Here is an 18,338-nt window from a genome sequence, read left to right as displayed (position 1 = left end):
CGAATGCTCAATGGTGAATATCCTTGCACTCTTTTCCCTCCACTTACTTTTACACCCTATGCAAGCAACCATTCTTACCGTCGGCGACGAGATACTCATCGGGCAGGTCGTGGATACCAACGCTACCTACCTGGCAGCCGCCCTGAGCGAGGAGGGCATCACGGTGATCGAGCACCTTTCCGTGGCCGATAGCCGTCAGGGCATCATGGCCGGACTGGACCGCGCCCTCCAGCAATCGGACCTTGTTCTGATGACCGGTGGCCTGGGTCCTACCAAGGATGACATCACTAAACAGGTACTGGCCGATTACTTCGGTGGTGAGTTGCGCCTGCACAACCCCACCTGGAAACGACTGGTAAAAATCTTCGGCCGGTACGGAAAGGAGGCTACCGAAAGCCACCGCAACCAGTGCCGCCTCCCCACGGGGGCAAAGGTTCTGGTAAACGAACGGGGAACCGCCCCCGGCCTGTGGCTGGAAAAGGAGGAACAGGTCGTCGTTTCCATGCCCGGCGTGCCGTACGAGATGATGTACCTGATGGAACACGAGGTAATGCGTCGCCTCATCAAGCGGAACCTCGACGCCGATCTGCTGCGCTCCGTGACCATTCTCACCGCCGGAGAGGGGGAAAGCGTCATCGCCGAGCTGGTCGAGCGCATTGAGAATGAGCTACCGGAGAATATGTCCCTTGCTTACCTGCCCGACCTCGGGACAGTCCGCTTACGGCTCAGTGCCCGTGGTAATGTAGAATCCCTGTTGCAATCACAACTCGACGAATACCGCAATCACATCGAAGGCGCCCTGGGTAATCTGGTGTACGGTTACGGGCAGGATGATTTGGCTATTGTAGTCGGTCGCATTCTACAAGAAGCGGGGAAAACCGTAGCGACCGCCGAAAGCTGTACCGGTGGCAGCATCGGAAAGATGATCACTTCACACCCCGAATCGAGCAAGCACTTTCTGGGCGGCATCATTGCCTACTCCAACGATATAAAACAGTCAATGCTGGGCGTTCCCGCTTCCGTCCTGGAGGAACACGGCGCGGTCAGCGAACCGACCATTATCGCCATGGCTGAAGGTATCCGCGAACGCTTTGGGGCAGATTACGGCATCGCTACCTCGGGCATTGCCGGTCCCGGCGGCGGCACCCCCGAAAAGCCCGTCGGCACCATCTGGATCGCCGTCGCGACCCCCGAACGGACGGTCACCAAGCTCCTGCGCTCCGGCAAGGACCGGGCAAGAAACATCGAGTACACCACCCTACAGTCCCTCAATTTCCTCCGCCTGATCCTGACCGACAAACCCACCGAAACGCGTCGGACCGTAAAGCCAATACCCCCCACCAAAAAGCCGGCAACCCGGAAGTCTACTGCCAGAAAGCCACTAAGCAAAAAGCCCGCCGCTAAACCAACTACCGAAGAGAAGCCGGCCCTTAAAAAACCGAAGCGTCGCGCCAAAAAGTAGCGACGGCCTTCAGCCGTCACGCTGCACCCAACATAAATCAGCTAGGCGGCTAAAGGCCGCCGCTACACGCCACAGTAGCGACGGCCTTCAGCCGTCACGCTGCAATCAACACAACCAGCAAGGCGGCTAAAGGCCGCCGCTACTGGGGATGGCCTTCAGCCGTCACGCTGCACCCGAAAAACAAAACAGCTAGGCGGCTGAAGGCCGCCGCTACTGTAATCGGGCGGCTAAAAGTCGCCGGTCAATCAACCACAAAGTTGTTGATACCTCTTGGGTATTTAAAACAATTGTTTTAAATATGCTCCTACAATCAACACACATGCACGCACTATCTACCTTTTACCGCAGCCGGCTGCCGCACCTGACGCCGATCGGTGGTACGTTTTTCATCACCTTTCGCGTCAAGGATGCGGTGCCGTTGCGGAAGATGCAACAACTTCGTTATCGGTACGAGCGGGAGGTGCAAAGTATTCGAACCAGTAGCTGTCAGGGTATAGAACGAACTAGGGCACTTGCGAAAGCACGGCATCACTACTTTCTGAGTTACGACGCTAGTTTAGACGCCAATCCGAACGCTGGAGCGTACTTTCTCGATCCGGCGGTTTTCAGAATCATGGCAGATCACCTGCATTCCTTCGATAATGACCTATACGAACTCAGGGCATTCTGCATTATGCCCAATCATGTCCACCTACTCTTATCACTAGGCAACCAACTCGTCGACGACGATCATTTCTTCTTATCCGAAACGGAGCTTCGCAAAAGTTACCGACCGCTCAACAATATTATGCGGCGCATAAAGGGGGGCTCGTCCAGAGCGATCAATCAATACTTAGGGAGGAGGGGGGCCTTATGGCAGAAAGACTCCTACGACCACTATGTCCGCGACGAAAAGGCGTATCGCAATATTCTCTATTACATCCTTCATAATCCGGTGAAGGCAGGCTTGGTCGAGGATTGGCAATCCTATCCATTTACCTATTGCGCCCAGTAGCGACGGCCTTCAGCCGTCACGCTGCAATCAACACAAAATTAGCCAGGCGGCTAAAGACCGCCGCTACACGCCACAGTAGCAACGGCTTTCAGCCGTCACGCTGCCCTTAACACAAATCAGCCAGGCGGCTAAAGGCCGCCGCTACACGCCACAGTAGCGACGGCCTTCAGCCGTCACGCTGCCCTTAACACAAATCAGCCAGGCGGCTAAAGGCCGCCGCTACTCGGAAGGCCGCCGCTACTTATTGTCACCGCTACTGGTTAAATTTGCCCACCCTAACCGATCATGGCCTGACCAGCCGCATAAAACCTTCCCTTCCTATGGCCCAAGTAGAGCTCATCATGCCCAAAATGGGTGAAAGCATCATCGAAGCGACCATCCTCAACTGGGTGAAGCAGGTGGGCGATACGGTAGAAGTGGACGATACAGTGCTGGAAATCGCCACCGATAAGGTCGATAGCGAAGTGCCTGCGCCGGTCGCCGGCACCATCAAAGAGATCAGGTTCGAGGTGGACACCACCGTAGCGGTAGGTGAAGTGATCGCCCTAATCGAAACCGAAGCGGGAGCGGAAGTACAGGCCAGTCCGACCATCGCTCCCCCGGCAAAGGCCAAGGACTCCGCGCCCACGAGCGTTGCTCCTTCACCAAAAAACCCCGCACCCGCGGCCCCGCCCACTCCCGAAAAAGCGGTTGCGACGGCAGAAAAGTCGGAAAACGGTCGTTTTTATTCGCCCCTTGTGCGTACTATTGCGCAGAAGGAGGGCATCGGCCAGGCCGAGCTCGACCAGATCCCCGGCACGGGCAACGGCGGCCGGGTCAATAAATCAGACATACAGGCTTACCTGAAGCGGCGAGACAATCGCTTCATAACCGGTCCTGGCAAGGCTGCACCAACGGCTGGAACCCATGCGACAACCCTTCCCCCCCGCCCCCCTGTCGCTCCAGCCGGCGGCCTTGCCTCCGGTTCTTCCGAAATCATCGAGATGGGCCGCATGCGCAAGCTCATCGCCGACCACATGGTCGAGTCAAAGCGCACCAGCCCCCATGTCACCAGTTTTATCGAAGTCGACGTAACCGACATCGTCACCTGGCGCGAGGGCATCAAGCAAGACTTCCAGAAGAAGTACGGGGAAAAGATCACCTACACCCCCATCTTCATCGAGGCGGTGGCCAAAGCCATCAAGGATTACCCCCTCGTCAATGTCTCCGTCGACGGCGACCGCATCATCAAGAAGCACGACATCAACGTCGGCATGGCCGCCGCCCTGCCCACCGGCAACCTGATCGTACCGGTGATCCGCAACGCCGACCAACTCAATCTGCTCGGACTAAGCCGCCAGGTCAATGACCTCGCCAACCGCGCCCGCGCCAACAAACTCAAGCCCGAGGAAATTCAGGGCGGCACCTTCACCCTGACCAACGTAGGCACCTTCGGTAACGTGATGGGCACCCCGATCATCAATCAACCACAAGTAGCCATTCTAGCCGTAGGGGCCATCCGGAAAAAACCCGCCGTGGTGGAGACGGAATACGGCGACCTCATCGCCATCCGCCAACTGATGTTCATGAGCCTGAGCTACGACCACCGGGTCGTCGATGGCTTCCTGGGCGGCTCCTTCCTGCGGCGCATCGGCGACTACCTCGAAGCCTTCGATCCAAAGCGCACTGACGTATAGCACCCTATGAGCACTTTTTCATTTCTCCTGGAGGGGCTGCGCAACATCGGCACTACCGGCACCATCACCCGCAGCGGCACGGCCCTGTGTCAGGCCGCCATCGATCGCATCGACTTTACCTCCGCCCGCACCATTGTGGAACTGGGGGCCGGCGACGGCGTCATCACCCGCCACATCCTGGACCGCCTGCACCCCGACGGTAAAGTGATCGCCTTCGAAGTAAGCGAAGACCTCTGCAACGACATGCGCGCCATTGGCGATCCGCGGCTCGTGGTTGCCCAGGACAGCGCCGAAAACATCCGCACCTACCTTAACCAAATTGGAGCGGATAAAGCAGACCACATCGTCTCCGCCATCCCCTTCGCGGCGCTACCGGCGGAACTGGGGGAACGCATCGTCACCGCCGCCCACGAGAATTTGCGGAAGGGGGGGTGCTATAACCAGGTTCATTACAGTTTAAAAACGAAGGCATACTACCAGCGTGCCTTCGGCAAGGTGGAGGTCCGGCGGGTGTACCGCAACCTTCCGCCCGCCTGGGTGCTTTACTGCCGGAAGTAGCGCCATTTATGCGACGGTAGGGCCCGGAGTTACGGAATCCGGCGTTTGAGTAGCATCTTCGGCCTGATTGTTTCTCCACACTATGTACAGACTGTTCCTCCTGCTGCCTCTGTTAGTAGCCTGTTCGAAGCAACGGGACGTACGGAATTACTACTTTCCGGTACGCGAACTTACGGATGGTCTGGTGTACGAATACGCGAATAAGGGAACCCTCACCGATGACCCATCCGATTTCTGGTACTTCCTGGGCATCGACCGCGACACCGCCCTCTACCTTAGTTCGACCCACTACGCCGACGGTATGGCGCCCGATCAGGTAGTCCGGGAGCGCATCACGAACGAGGGCGTCCTACTGGAGCAACTCTTGCTCTACCCCCCGCTCATCAACGGGCAGCCGAAGCTGGTGGAGGTAGACATTCTTTACGCACGCACCTTCCCCTTTTATCCCGACGATGGAGCGGCATCCGGGTACCGCATCGCCTTCACCCCGCCGGAAAATAAGGATGCCGTCAACTACATTTCCCTCAACCGCCGGTTTCGCGGCGATACGACCCTGACGATCATGGGAGAAGTTCGTAATGCCATTCTCTTCGACCTGGAAGGGGAGGTCAGCCAGCGTGATCCCGAACTGGGCGACATCAGTCCGACCTACACCGGCTACGAGATATATGCCGAAGGCCTCGGCCTCGTCGAATACTCCCGCAATCTCGGTGCCGGTGGCACGCTAGCCGGTAAACTGGTGCGGCGAATAACCATGGCAGAGTACGCCGGCAAGTTCGAGCACTAGGGCGGGGACGCAGGAGCAAGGAAAGTCCTACCGAGCAGCAATGCCACGCGGCCGACCCGTAGGCAGTACTCTCCGCAAGCGTCCGGCACCCTCTGGCATAAATGCTCAATGCTTGAAATACTATATCAGCTGCAAACCACTCAGCCCGGCTGATCCGAATGGATACCGCTCCCGCGCGCCGCCGCCCCTACGGCCTTCATTACAGCGAAAATTCGCTAATTTCACCCCACCAAATTTGACCGATCATGAATTTCCACCTTACCGAGGAACAACTTGCCGTGCGCGATGCGGCCCGTGACTTTGCCCAGCAGGTCTGCAAACCCGGCGTCATCGAGCGCGACAGCACCATGGCCTACCCCACCGAGCAGGTGCGCCAAATGGGTGAAATGGGCTTCATGGGCATGACGGTGAGCCCGGAGTACGGCGGCAGCGGCCTCGACAACGTCAGCTACGTACTCGCCCTCGAGGAGATCTCTAAAATTGACAACAGCTGCTCCGTGATCATGTCGGTCAATAATAGCCTCGTCTGCTACGGCCTGGAGACCTACGGCACCGAGGAGCAAAAACAGCGGTACCTAACCAAGCTCGCCACCGGTGAATGGATCGGCAGTTTCTGCCTCAGCGAGCCCGAAGCCGGCTCCGACGCCACCCACCAGCGCACCACGGCCGTCGACAAGGGCGACCACTACCTCCTCAACGGCACCAAAAACTGGATCACCAGCGGCGGTACCAGCCAGCTGCACCTCGTTATTGCTCAGAGCAACCCGGACAAAGGCCACCACGGCATCAACTGCTTCCTCGTCGAAACTGGCTGGGACGGCGTAGAGATCGGCGCTAAGGAAGACAAGCTCGGCATCCGCAGCAGCGACACCCACACCATCATGTACAACGACGTGAAGGTGCCCAAGGAAAACCGCCTCGGCGACGACGGCTTCGGCTTCAAATTTGCCATGAAGACCCTCTCCGGCGGCCGCATCGGCATCGCCGCCCAGGCCCTCGGCATCGCCGGCGGTGCCTACGAGCTCGCCGTCGCCTACTCCAAAGAGCGGGAAGCCTTCGGCAAGCCCATTTCCCACCACCAAGCCATCGCATTCAAGCTCGCCGACATGGCCACCGACATCGAGGCCGCCAAGATGCTCGTCTACCGCGCCGCCTGGCTCAAGGACCACGGCGAAGACTACAACCAAGCCGGCGCCATGGCCAAACTCTTCGCCAGCTCCGTCGCCATGCGCCACACCGTCGAGGCCGTCCAGGTCCACGGAGGCTACGGCTTCGTCAAAGAGTACCACGTCGAACGCCTCATGCGCGACGCCAAGATTACCCAGATCTACGAAGGCACAAGCGAGGTCCAGAAGATCGTGATCAGTAGGGGATTGTTGAAGGGGGAGATGTATGTGTAGTTCTTTAGTAGTTTAGTACTGTAGTCAATTAGTACGGTAGTCGGGTAGTACGGTAGTCGGGTAGTACGGTAGTATTCGACAATACAGTACTAAAAGACTAAACGACTACCAGCGAGCAAAGCGAGCGGACTACCGTACTAAACGACTACCAGCGAGCACAGCGAGCAGACTACCGTACTAAACGACTACCAGCGAGCAACGCGAGCAGACTACCGTACTAAACGACTACTAGCGAGCCCCGCGAGCGGACTACCGTACTAAAAAACTACCAGCGAGCACAGCGAGCGGACTACCGTACTAAAAAACTACCAGCGAGCACAGCGAGCGAGACTACCGTACTAAACTACTTCCCCAAATCCATCTCCTTCACCATCACTAGGAACGAGCGGCTGAAGTCGGATACCGTATCGAAGTCGAGGTGACTGAGGGCGGGGCGGAGGCGCGGGTATTCGCGGCGGTGGCGGTCAACGATGTCGGTGATGGCGGAGCGGATGGCGCGGCGGGCGGGGCGGCCTTCCCGGTCCAGAAATTCCTGATGGTAGCCGAGTTTGCGGAAATAGGCGTCTTCGGTAACCCGGTAGTAGAGGTGCAGCAGGTCCCGATCCGGCGGCGGCGTAGCGTAGTTGAAGAGGGCGTAGCCGGCGATGTAGCCGGGAATGGCGCGGGCAATTTCCGGGAAGCCGTTGTCCTGGTACCAATCCATGTTCGGGAGTTCATTGCTGATGAGGCTGCCGAGGCGGTCGTGGCTGGCGGGCAGGGTGATGCCGAAGGTTGATTTTCCGGCGTAGAGCTCTTCGGCAAAACTCTCCGGTGCGCGCAGCAGCAGGTGTTGCAGTTCTTGGAGCAGGCGGACGTTCTTGAAGGTCACGGGTTGGTCCTCCTCGCGGGCAAAGTACATGCGGTGCATTCGTTCCAGGGCCTCCATCGTGTGTCCTTCCGGGATCAGGAGGTAGTCGAGGCGGTAGACCAGATCGAGCAGCAGGTAGGCCACTGCACCGGGCTGTTCTTCCGGATTGATGCGACCGGACGATAAATAGTCGATAACGTCTTGAATGTGCGTTCGCAGAAAATCCAGTTTCAGCTGCTTTTCGGTGGCCGAAATTGGTTCCAGATGGGTCACCTCCACCGGGCTTAAGATGCTCCCGAATTCTTCGAGTAGGAGATCGTCCTGTTTGTCGGCGCGGAGGGCCATTTCCTTCAGTGCGTGGTAGAGCTTGTGCGGACTGGCGTCGTGTACCGGCGTATCGAAGATGATCGTCAGGCAGTCTTCCTCGTCGAGGGCGAAGCGGCTGTACTTCAGCTCGTAGTTCATGTCGGTGAGGCGGCGCAGGAGTTGGGCGTTCTCCTCCTCCAGGCGCGCGATACGGGCCGTGGCGCGCAATTGTTCCCGGTCGGCATAACCTGTGACTCGCTTGCTGCCCTGGTAGAGTTCGAAGTAGATTTTGTTCCCTTCGCGTTTCCACTTCACGTTATCTTCCCGCTCGTCGCGCAGGTAGGCCATAAAAGCGGTGAAACTGTCTAGAAAATCACCTTCTTCGAAGGCATCCAGTGCGTTGTCCCACGCCGCGTAATTTTCCCGCGACTTATGGGCATCCGTGTACCGTCCGAAGCTGTGGTCGGGTTCCCCTCCGGGGCGGGAAGCGGGTGTCCTGCCGAATAAATTATCCCATATGCTCATCGGGGTGGAAGATAGGGCGTCGGCGTGGTTTGGGCGGGGGCGCGGGTGCTGGGCGGATCCAAGTTGAGGCGGTGCATGGCGAGGAGGTCACCACGGATGGCCACAGATGAAACACGGATTTACGGAGGGCTGCGCTTTCCCGAATTTTATTGCTCCTGCGCGCCGCCGCCCGAATGGAACGCTTTACTTTAGGGGCGATGAAAGTACGGCCGTGGCCATTTTTGCTGTATGTCATTTTATGCCTGCTGTCAGTGGGGAGTCGGGGGAATGCGCAAACGACCGTTAAGCCCAATGTGCTGCTGATCTGTGTCGATGACCTGCGGCCTGAATTGGGGAGTTTTGGGGCGGAGCACATCTCGTCGCCACATATTGATGCGCTGGCGGGGCGGGGAGTTTCGTTTCAACGGCACTTCGTGAACGCGCCAAGTTGCGGCCCCTCCCGGTATACCTTGCTGACCGGACGGTACGGCCCGGCGGGGAACAATGCGCTCTTTATGCGGGCAGCGGATACGGCGAACGTACCGCCCAGTATGCCGGAATACTTTAGGAGTAGTGGATACACGACGGTATCCGTGGGGAAGGTCAGTCACCATCCCGGCGGCAGAGGAGGTCCGGACTGGAACGACAGCACCATCGTCGAAATGCCCGAAGCCTGGGACCGCCACCTTATGCCCGCAGCCAAATGGAAACACCCCCGGGGAGCCATGCACGGACTGGCTCACGGAGAAATACGCAGCGATGCGGGTGGAATGGATGTGTTTCAGGCTGCCGAAGGCGAAGACGACATCTATCCGGATGGCGTGATTACGGAGGAGGCGCTGCACCAGCTCGGTTTGCTGACGGCTGCCGATCAACCCTTCTTTTTGGCCATAGGACTGATCAAACCCCACCTGCCCTTCGGAGCTCCGCAGGCCTACTTGGATCGTTACGCTGGAGTCGAATTTCCCCCGATCGCGCATCCGGAGAAGCCGGCGGGGCGTACCACCTGGCACGGGTCCGGCGAATTCATGAAGTATAACCGTTGGGGCAAAAACCCGAACGAGGATGCCGACTTTGCGGAGGAGGTGCGCCGGCACTACGCCGCCTGCGTGAGTTACGCGGATGCCCAGGTCGGGAAAATACTGGCCGGGTTGCAGCGGAGCGGCGCGGATAAAAACACCATCGTCGTCCTGTGGGGCGACCACGGCTGGCACCTCGGCGAGCATGGCGTTTGGGGCAAGCACAGCCTGTTTGAGGAATCGCTGCACTCGCCGCTGATCGTTCACTACCCCGGTATGAAGCGGGCGGGCGCGCGTGCCGATGCGATCGTGGAGACACTGGATATTTTTCCGACGCTTTGTGAGCTGTCGGGTATCGGGGTGCCGGAATTTACGGAAGGGATATCGCTGAGGGGAATACTGGAGCAACCGGAAGCGAGCGGTCACCCCGCCGTGGCGTACACCAACAAAGCGAAAACGATTCGCACGGACACTCACCGATTGACGCTGCACGATGATGGTTTCGTTGAGTTGTACGACCATACTACCGCCGGGAAAGAGACGGTGAACGTGGCGGAGGAAAATCCAGAGGTGGTAGAATCTTTAAGGTTGGAGCTGCGGAAGCGTCTACAGTGACGACTCGGCGGACGACTTAGGGTCGGCCGACGAGTGTGGCTTACGTTTCGTCGACGGCGAAGAGCACATTGCGCACGACGGATCTCGAATCTGCCGAACCGCCGAGGGAGCCGGACAGCACCCCTACCGCCGCCAGAAAGGCGACCAGTCGCATGTGTGCCCCGAAGGAGGAGCCGTCCTTGTCCGAGGTCCACGTGCTCATGAGCGGATCCGGAAAGACGAATAGTACCACCCCGTACATCAGTAGGCCGAAAAGCACGAACAGGCAAATCAGCGTAAGGACCAGCGCGAGGTAAGTCGCTGCCGCAGTCACGACCGAACTCTCGGAGGTTTTGCCGTGGCGGGTGGAGACTAGTTTAAACGAGAATGCCCGGTACAGCACGAAGGTGGCCGTTACGAAGCTGGCCCCCACAAAGACCGCGAGCTGGCCGGCCGATGCGGAGGCGGAGAAGTCCCAGGTCTCTCCCCCGAAGATCAGGATAATGATCACCGACAGGGCGGTGGCGATCATGGTGGGCAGCTTGGTCGCTATCCGGAGGGGGTTAGCCCGGAGCGCGCCGCGGACGATGCGGGGGATGTTGGCGGCCGTCTGCCGGAGGATGAAGGCTGCCCGGTTTTCTTTCGAGTAGCGATCGTTAGCCTCGGCCGGGAGGTTGGTGGCCATACGGGCAAACTGGCCGTCGGTGAACTGGCGCATCCGATCAAGGTCTGCCGGCACTTCGATCCGGGCCATGTAGTTCGTACGCTCCGGGTGGTAGTTGAGGTTCAGCAGCCGCCCGAAGCAGTGGAGCATCAGGGTGGCGAGGCGGTCGGCCATGAGGGAATGGTCCTTGATCTCCTTCGATCCGAAATCCGCCAGTCGCCGCGTTGAAATGATGGCCACGTTTGTGAGCTGGGAGGGCAGGGCGAGCAGGTAGGAAAGTGTGGGGGCGGCAATTTCCACTTCCGTCACAATGATCAGAAAGGCAAGCTGGCGCTCCGTCTTTTCGTTGATGCCGATCTGTACGAAATCGAGTGCCCGGTACCCGTCCCGCTCGGGGGCCAGGTGGGGACCTGCGAAGGTGAACGACTTGACCCGAAGCCGCGGCTCCCGCTGAATAACCCGGGAAAAGTGCTCGGTTGCCAGGTGCGTCAGTTCGCTCAGGGAGCGGGCATCGCGGCCGGCTACGTCGAGCTTCATGATGCCTACCTCAATGTTTCCGTCGACCATGGGGGCTAATTTACCTTACGGGTGACTGGTGAGGGGGTTTCACCACGGATCGACTTCGTCTAGCACGGATTAACCACGGATTCACGCGCCGCTATCATCCTGCTTCGGGTTATTTCTGATGAGTACTTACTGGCAGGTCATACCGGGAAAAAGCCTACGGCAAACGGTATATTGCTTTTCAACAATTCGAACCCCGGATGCCTGCATACCAGCCCCATACTACTTACCGCATCTGGTTCAGTCAGCGCAACGGCAGTACCCTACTGTGCAAGGGCCTGGAACAGACCGGCGTTGCCGGCACACCCGGGGAGTACTTTAATCTGATGGAGAGCGAATCTCTCCGCGGGAAGTACGGGATAAGAACCTACGACGAACTAAAAGCAAAACTCTGGGAAATAGGCGGTACGCCCAACGGAGTATTCGGCATTAAACACTCACTAAATCAGGTTATACTCGATGAAATCAGGTCACTACGGGGTATTGGCTCTCAAGATTCCGTCGACGATGAGGCGCTGCTCGCCGATCTGTTTCCGAACTGCAAGCATATCTACCTAACCCGGAGAAACAAGGTCCGCCAGGCCGTATCGTGGTGGAAGGCGATCAAGGACAATGTATGGCACCTGGATGCTGACCATAACCATACCAACGATGAAGCATTCTACCGGGACCACTACGATTTCGCCGCCCTGTCCCACTTGTTCAAGGAAGCCAACCTGCGGGAGTGCGCCATTCAGGAGTACTTTACTAAGTACGGTATTCGGCCGCTTACACTGGTGTATGAAGACTTCATTCATTCCTATAGGGACACTATCAGGCAGTTACTGCACTACCTCGGAATACCGGCGGACGGTGTAGTGATTCAGGATATGTATTCTAGCAAAACGGCGACCGAGCGCTCCGAACTATGGGTGCAACGATTTAGAACGGACCTACAACTGGAGATGGAAAAAAAAGTGTGGTAATCCGGACTTGCTTACTTTGCGTCCCTCCTCCCACCCTTACGCAACTCTCATGAAACGCAGAAATTTCCTGGCCGCGGCCGCCACCCTCGGAGCAGCTGCCTGGTTGCCCGCAGCGGCTTGCCCTATGATCAGTCCCCCAAAGTACAAGATGGGCCTCCAGCTCTTCACCATACGCGACGATATGGCCAAGGACGCGATCGGCACCCTGCGGGAAGTAAAGGCGATGGGGTACGAGGATTTCGAGGTTTACGGTTTCGATGAGGTGAAGGGGGAGTTTTACGGCTATCCGGCTGCGGAGTTCAGTACCGTCCTGGAGGATTTAAATCTCACCGTATCCAGCGGCCACTTTGGCTTCTCTGACTACCTGGACAAGTCGAGCGACGAGCTAGCCCGCTTCGTAGACCAGTGCATCGAGGGTGCCAGGGCACTCAACATGAACTACATCACCTGGCCCTGGATGGCCCCGGAACAGCGCACCCTTGCCACCTACCAGCGGTTACCCGACCTACTCAATACGATTGGCGAGCAAATAACCGCCGCCGGTCTCGGTTTCGCCTACCACAACCACGGTTTTGAATTCGAGGACCACGACGGTACCACCGGCTACGACCTCATCGTCAACGGAACGGACCCCACGCTGGTCAAACTGCAGATCGACATGTACTGGGTGATGCACGCCGGCACCACCACCCCCAAGGAACTGGTGGCCGCACACCCGGGCCGCTACGTCATGTGGCACATTAAGGACATGCACCCCGTCTCCCGCGACTATACGGAACTGGGCAACGGGACGATCGACTATACCACGATCCTGCCGGACCCTACCGAGGCGGGACTCGAGTTCTACTACCTGGAGCAGGGGGGCAACTACACCTACAACCCAATGCGCAGCGTAGCGGATAGTGCCGAATTCTTCAAGCGTTATGTACAGCGCTACCTATAGCGTCGTGCTTCAGCCGACGTGCTGGTCCTAACGCCCGTTACTCCGCCGCAAACTCCAGGTACTCCGAGAAGAACGGCAGCATATCCGTCGACACCCGTCCGCCCGGAGTGAAGATGTCACTCGTGTGGGTCCCGATGTACTCTTCGGCAAAATGGGTCACGCCGGCATTCTCCAGTCGCTGGCTGAACATCTCGCACTGGCGCACGAAGCGGTCGCCGGCGTTGCGTCCCCAATCGAACTTGATGGCGGTAAGGGAGCGCAGGTTGTCCCGGTATTCATCGATCATGTGGACCGGCATCTCGGCGTACCACTTATCCAGAACATCGGATTGGACGACAAGCAATCCGTCTGCGTCGTATGAAAACGGGATGTCGGCGTAGAAGGGCGGCTTATCCGCGTTCGGCGACCAGGCCCGACCGAAGGCTACGATCACCTTTGGAAAGTAGGACTCCAGGAGCGCATCCATCGAATTAATGGCGGCTAGCTCGCGGTAGGTCTCGCTGCTGGGGCCGTACTCCCCTACTACCGTGAGTGCACCGGGACTAAGGGCATACACGCTGCTGAACACGTCGGGGTGGCGCATGGCCAGTTTGAGGGCTCCGTAGCCACCCATGCTGTGTCCAGTGACGCCCCGGCTCAGTCGGTCGGAACGGGTGCGGTAACGGGCATCCATGTGTGCCACCAGGTCGTAGGCCAGGTAATCCTCGAAATTTCCGAAGCTGGAATTGCTGTAGAAGCTGCCGTCGACCTGCGTCTTGCTGTCCGACACGACGAGAATGAACGGCGGGATCCGCCCGGCGGCAATGGCTTCGTCGAGGGTGGCGACCATTTCCTGCGTCAGGGTGTGGTCGTTCAGAAAGCCGTGCAGGTAATAGATGACCGGGTAGCGCGTGGAGGAGGTGGCGTAGCCGGGCGGCAGGTATACCGACAGGGCCCGCGTGGTCGGTTCACCGAAGGCGTTCTCCAGCCGGTCGGAAGGGAGGGAATCGATCACGACCGAGCCGCCACCCAATTGAGCCGGCAACCAGTTGGCCAGCATAATGAAGGAGAGAAGGAAAGCGTAGCGGCGCATAATCGGTTTTTTGCGCAAGGTAACCATCGGAGGTTACCGGCTCCGTACAGTACATTGACGGTTAGCTTCTCCACTATGCACTACATCGCTTTATTCTTCCTGCTCGCGCTATCCCCGCTACTTACCGCCCAATCGGCTCCGGATCACCTGCTCCGCTACGACCAACCGGCACGTTACTTCGAGGAAAGCCTCGTGCTCGGCAACGGCCGGCTCGGAGCCTCGGTCTTCGGGGGGACGGGCACGGATACCATTTACCTGAACGACCTGACCTTGTGGTCCGGCGAACCCGTAGACAGCAGTTACTTCCCCGACGTTGCGGGAAACCTGCCGGCTATCCGAGCCGCGCTCGCTCGCGAAGACTACCGGGCCGCCGACTCCCTCAACAGAATATTACAGGGTCCCTTCTCCGCCTCCTACGCCCCGCTGGGCACCCTGATGCTGGACTTCGATACCCCGAACGACATCACCGACTACCGGCGTGAACTGGATCTCAGCAACGCCACCGCCCGCGTGTCCTACCAATCCGGCGGCACCGAGCTTACGCGGGAATACTTCGTCTCCCACCCGGATAAAGTGATCGCCATTCGCCTGAGCAGCGACCGCCCCGGGACAATCAACACCACCCTGCGCTTTGGCAGCCTGCTCCGCTACCAAACGGAGGTAAGCGACGGCGACCTTCACGTCAACGGCTACGCCCCCTACCACGCCGAACCGAGCTACCGTGGCGACCTTCCCGATGCCGTTCGCTTCGATCCGGAACGTGGCACCCGCTTTACTTCCTTGTTTCGGGTGAAGCATACGGATGGGCAGGTCACCGCAACCGACACCACCCTGGAGCTCTCCGGAGTCAGCGAGGCGGTCATCCTGGTATCGATCGCCACCAGCTTCAGTGGCTTCGACAAGGACCCGGCCCGGGAAGGGCTCGACAACCGCGCGCTAGCCGCCGCCGCCCTCGACGCCGCCAGTAAGAAAGACTATGCTGCCCTGCGCGAGGCTCACGTAATCGATTACCGCAGCTTCTACGACCGCCTCCACCTCGATCTCGGCGCGACCTCCGCCCCGGACCTGCCCACCGATGCGCGACTACAGCGGTACGCCACGGGCGAGGAAGACAAGGCTTTGGAGGAATTGTACTTCAACTTCGGTCGCTACCTGCTGATTTCCAGCTCGCGTACTCCCGGCGTCCCCGCCAACCTGCAGGGCCTCTGGAACCCCCACCTGCGCCCGCCCTGGAGCAGCAACTACACCATCAACATCAACGCCGAGGAAAACTACTGGCTCATAGGCCCCGGCAATCTCTCGGATCTTCACACTCCCCTGCTGGAATTCATCGGCAACGTAGCCCAGACCGGCGCTCGCACCGCCCGCAACTACTACGGCACCGGCGGCTGGGCCGCGGCCCACAATTCCGACATCTGGGCCCTGAGCAATCCGGTCGGCGACTTCGGCACGGGCGACCCCAACTGGGCCAACTGGAACTTTGGCGGCGTCTGGCTGGCTACTCACCTCTGGGAGCAGTACCTCTATATGCAGGACGCGGACTACCTACGCGACGAGGCCTATCCCCTGCTGAAGGGCGCGGTGCAGTTCGGCCTAGACTGGGTCGTGCAGGACACGGCCGGCCACTGGATCACCTCCCCGTCCACCTCTCCCGAGGCCAAGTACATCACCCCCGACGGCTACGTCGGCTCCACCCTCTACGGGGCCACGGCGGACCTGGCCATGCTACGTGAGCTGTTCGCCAACTTCCTGGCCGCATCCGGGGCACTGAACATTGCCGACCCCTTCACCACCCGGGTGCGGGAAACGCACGACAACCTCCACCCCTACCGCGTCGGCCGACAGGGCAATCTGCAGGAATGGTACTACGACTGGGAAGACCAGGACCCCCAGCACCGCCACCAGACCCACCTCTTCGGACTGCACCCGGGCCACCACATTTCCCCCCAACTAACCCCGGAGCTCGCCAACGCCGCCCGCACCACCCTCGACATCAAGGGCGACGAAACCACCGGCTGGTCCAAAGGCTGGCGCATCAATCTCTGGGCACGCCTCCGGGACGGCGACCGGGCCTACCGCATGTACCGCACCCTCCTGCGCTACGTCCCACCGGTGGGCGCACGGCACGGCGGCACCTATCCGAATTTGCTCGACGCCCACCCACCCTTCCAGATCGACGGTAACTTCGGGGGAGCGGCGGCCGTCATCGAATTACTGATGCAGTCGAGCGCTGACACCATCCATCTCCTACCCGCCCTTCCCGCCGCCTGGCCATCGGGATCAGTCACCGGCATGGGGGCACGCGGAGGCTTCGTGGTCGATCTCGAGTGGGAAAATTCACGCCCCGCACGTGCCACCATCACCGCCCGGGCGAATGGTTCCACCACCGTAATTTTCGGAGACGACCAAAGACCGGTCACCCTCAAAGCAGGCGAGCAGACCGTGCTTGAATTTTAGGGCGGGGCCGCGGGTGCAATGAAAATAAGTGAAAAGCCATGTTCGACGGGACACCACCACATGACGAACCATTCGACGTCCTCATCGTCGGGGCCGGACTTTCGGGCATCGGAACGGCCTACTGGTTGCAGGAAAAATGCCCCGGCAAACGCTTCGCTATTCTGGAGGCCCGGGAGCAGTTGGGGGGTACCTGGGACCTGTTTCGCTACCCGGGAGTACGCTCGGACTCGGACATGTTCACCTTCGGCTACCGGTTCCGGCCGTGGCGACAACCCCAGTCGCTGGCCGCGGGCGACGACATCATGACGTACCTGCGGGAAACCGTAACCGAAAACGGCATCGACCGCCACATCCGCTACGGACACCGGGTCACTGCAGCTGACTGGAATAGCACCACCGCCAGCTGGACCCTCACCGTTGAACACGATGGTACGGAACGCACCCTACGCACCCGCTTTCTCTATATGTGCAGCGGCTACTACAGCTACACCGAAGCCCACCGGCCTACTTTTCCGGGAGAAGCAGCTTTTCGCGGCCGCATTGTACATCCTCAGTTCTGGTCCGACGACATGGACTATGAGGACCAGCGGGTAGTGGTGGTCGGCAGCGGCGCTACGGCGGTTACCCTCGTCCCCACCCTGGCCGAACGCGCCGCCCACGTAACGATGCTCCAGCGGTCCCCAACCTACATCATGACGGTGCCCAACCGCAGCGCGCCCTACCTCCGCCTCAGACGCTTTGTGTCGGAACGGTGGGCCTACCGCATCAACCGGTGGATCAACCTCGGTCTCAGTATGGCGCTTTACGGCGTCTCTCAGGTGTTCCCCAACCGCATTAAGCGGTGGATTATGCGCCAAGCCGGCCGGCAACTAGGACCGGAAGTTGACGTGAATACGCATTTCAATCCCAGCTACGACCCCTGGGACCAGCGATTGTGCCTGGTCCCCGACGGCGACCTCTTCCGGGTCATTCGCGCGGGTAAGGCCGAGGTGGTGACGGACCACATCGAGCGGTTTACGGCCGACGGTATTCGGCTGCAATCAGGGAAGGAGCTACTGGCCGATCTCATCGTACTGGCTACCGGCCTCCGGATCAAGCTTATGGGCGGCGCGCGCCTCAGTCTGGATGGCCAGGAAATCCGTACCCAGGATATCATGCTCTACAAAGGGATGCTCGCCGCCGGAACACCCAACTTCGCGGTCGCCTTCGGGTACACGAACGCCTCCTGGACCCTCAAGACCGACCTTACCGCCAACTACGTCTGTCGCCTCCTGAACTACATGGACCGCAAGGGCTATCGGACGGTGATACCGCAACCCGATGCGGAGGTGGAAGCCCGCCCCCTTCTGGACTTCAGCGCCGGATACATTCAGCGGGCCGGCGCCATTTTGCCGGTACAGGGTTCCCGCCACCCCTGGCGCGTTTATCAGAATTACCTGGCCGATGCCCTGCTCACCCGATTGCAACGAATCGACGATGGCGTGCTGAAGTTCGGTGGCCCGGAAACGGAAAAGTAGCCTACGTAG

Annotated in this window: 14 protein-coding genes; 11 read left to right on the top strand and 3 right to left on the bottom strand. The window is 59.4% G+C overall.

The window, feature by feature from the left end; translation table 11 throughout:
* The first annotated feature begins 58 nt into the window (after nucleotides 1-58).
* From GGR28_RS11440 to GGR28_RS11415, 6 genes are all read left to right on the top strand, one after another.
* A complete protein-coding gene (locus GGR28_RS11440) occupies nucleotides 59-1,462 on the top strand; it encodes a competence/damage-inducible protein A (protein WP_183495919.1) in 1,404 nt (467 codons plus the stop codon).
* 319 nt (nucleotides 1,463-1,781) lie between these two features.
* Nucleotides 1,782-2,456 carry a transposase gene (locus tag GGR28_RS11435; RefSeq protein WP_183495918.1) on the top strand — a complete coding sequence of 225 codons (675 nt, stop codon included), beginning with the start codon at nucleotides 1,782-1,784 and terminating at the stop codon, nucleotides 2,454-2,456.
* Nucleotides 2,457-2,776: 320 nt separating this feature from the next.
* Nucleotides 2,777-4,132, top strand: coding sequence for a dihydrolipoamide acetyltransferase family protein (locus GGR28_RS11430; RefSeq protein ID WP_183495917.1), 1,356 nt, complete (start codon nucleotides 2,777-2,779; stop codon nucleotides 4,130-4,132).
* A 6-nt stretch (nucleotides 4,133-4,138) separates the two neighbouring features.
* Nucleotides 4,139-4,690: a class I SAM-dependent methyltransferase gene (locus GGR28_RS11425; RefSeq protein WP_183495916.1), complete on the top strand. Its 552-nt coding sequence runs from the start codon at nucleotides 4,139-4,141 to the stop codon at nucleotides 4,688-4,690.
* Between the two features lie 82 nt (nucleotides 4,691-4,772).
* Entirely contained in the window at nucleotides 4,773-5,477 is a 705-nt protein-coding gene (locus tag GGR28_RS11420; protein ID WP_183495915.1) for a hypothetical protein, read from the top strand.
* 245 nt (nucleotides 5,478-5,722) lie between these two features.
* Complete coding sequence (locus tag GGR28_RS11415) at nucleotides 5,723-6,877, top strand: acyl-CoA dehydrogenase (protein WP_183495914.1); 1,155 nt, start codon at nucleotides 5,723-5,725, stop codon at nucleotides 6,875-6,877.
* A gap of 343 nt (nucleotides 6,878-7,220) precedes the next feature.
* On the opposite strand, the gene GGR28_RS11410 is transcribed toward GGR28_RS11415, so the two are convergent.
* On the bottom strand, nucleotides 7,221-8,555 hold the full coding sequence (locus tag GGR28_RS11410; protein ID WP_183495913.1) for a type III secretion system chaperone family protein: 1,335 nt from the start codon (nucleotides 8,553-8,555) through the stop codon (nucleotides 7,221-7,223).
* A gap of 197 nt (nucleotides 8,556-8,752) precedes the next feature.
* Here GGR28_RS11410 and GGR28_RS11405 point away from each other — a divergent pair, with 197 nt between their 5' ends.
* Nucleotides 8,753-10,168, top strand: a complete 1,416-nt coding sequence (locus tag GGR28_RS11405; protein ID WP_183495912.1) for a sulfatase — start codon at nucleotides 8,753-8,755, stop codon at nucleotides 10,166-10,168.
* A gap of 40 nt (nucleotides 10,169-10,208) precedes the next feature.
* On the opposite strand, the gene GGR28_RS11400 is transcribed toward GGR28_RS11405, so the two are convergent.
* A complete protein-coding gene (locus GGR28_RS11400) occupies nucleotides 10,209-11,378 on the bottom strand; it encodes a hypothetical protein (RefSeq protein ID WP_183495911.1) in 1,170 nt (389 codons plus the stop codon).
* 197 nt (nucleotides 11,379-11,575) lie between these two features.
* Here GGR28_RS11400 and GGR28_RS11395 point away from each other — a divergent pair, with 197 nt between their 5' ends.
* Together GGR28_RS11395 and GGR28_RS11390 are read left to right on the top strand one after the other, a co-directional pair.
* Complete coding sequence (locus tag GGR28_RS11395; protein ID WP_183495910.1) at nucleotides 11,576-12,340, top strand: Stf0 family sulfotransferase; 765 nt, start codon at nucleotides 11,576-11,578, stop codon at nucleotides 12,338-12,340.
* 49 nt (nucleotides 12,341-12,389) lie between these two features.
* Nucleotides 12,390-13,283: a sugar phosphate isomerase/epimerase family protein gene (locus tag GGR28_RS11390; RefSeq protein WP_246416643.1), complete on the top strand. Its 894-nt coding sequence runs from the start codon at nucleotides 12,390-12,392 to the stop codon at nucleotides 13,281-13,283.
* A 37-nt stretch (nucleotides 13,284-13,320) separates the two neighbouring features.
* Here GGR28_RS11390 and GGR28_RS11385 read toward each other — a convergent pair whose 3' ends face one another.
* Nucleotides 13,321-14,355, bottom strand: a complete 1,035-nt coding sequence (locus tag GGR28_RS11385) for an alpha/beta hydrolase (protein ID WP_183495909.1) — start codon at nucleotides 14,353-14,355, stop codon at nucleotides 13,321-13,323.
* A 75-nt stretch (nucleotides 14,356-14,430) separates the two neighbouring features.
* On the opposite strand from GGR28_RS11385, the gene GGR28_RS11380 reads away from it, so the two are divergent.
* Together GGR28_RS11380 and GGR28_RS11375 are read left to right on the top strand one after the other, a co-directional pair.
* Complete coding sequence (locus GGR28_RS11380) at nucleotides 14,431-16,812, top strand: glycoside hydrolase family 95 protein (RefSeq protein WP_183495908.1); 2,382 nt, start codon at nucleotides 14,431-14,433, stop codon at nucleotides 16,810-16,812.
* A gap of 38 nt (nucleotides 16,813-16,850) precedes the next feature.
* Nucleotides 16,851-18,329 carry a flavin-containing monooxygenase gene (locus tag GGR28_RS11375; protein WP_183495907.1) on the top strand — a complete coding sequence of 493 codons (1,479 nt, stop codon included), beginning with the start codon at nucleotides 16,851-16,853 and terminating at the stop codon, nucleotides 18,327-18,329.
* Nucleotides 18,330-18,338 lie beyond the last annotated feature (9 nt).

Origin of the sequence: Neolewinella aquimaris (genome assembly GCF_014197245.1) — a bacterium.
Classification (GTDB): domain Bacteria; phylum Bacteroidota; class Bacteroidia; order Chitinophagales; family Saprospiraceae; genus Neolewinella; species Neolewinella aquimaris.
This window is presented reverse-complemented; position numbering and strand designations above follow the sequence as displayed.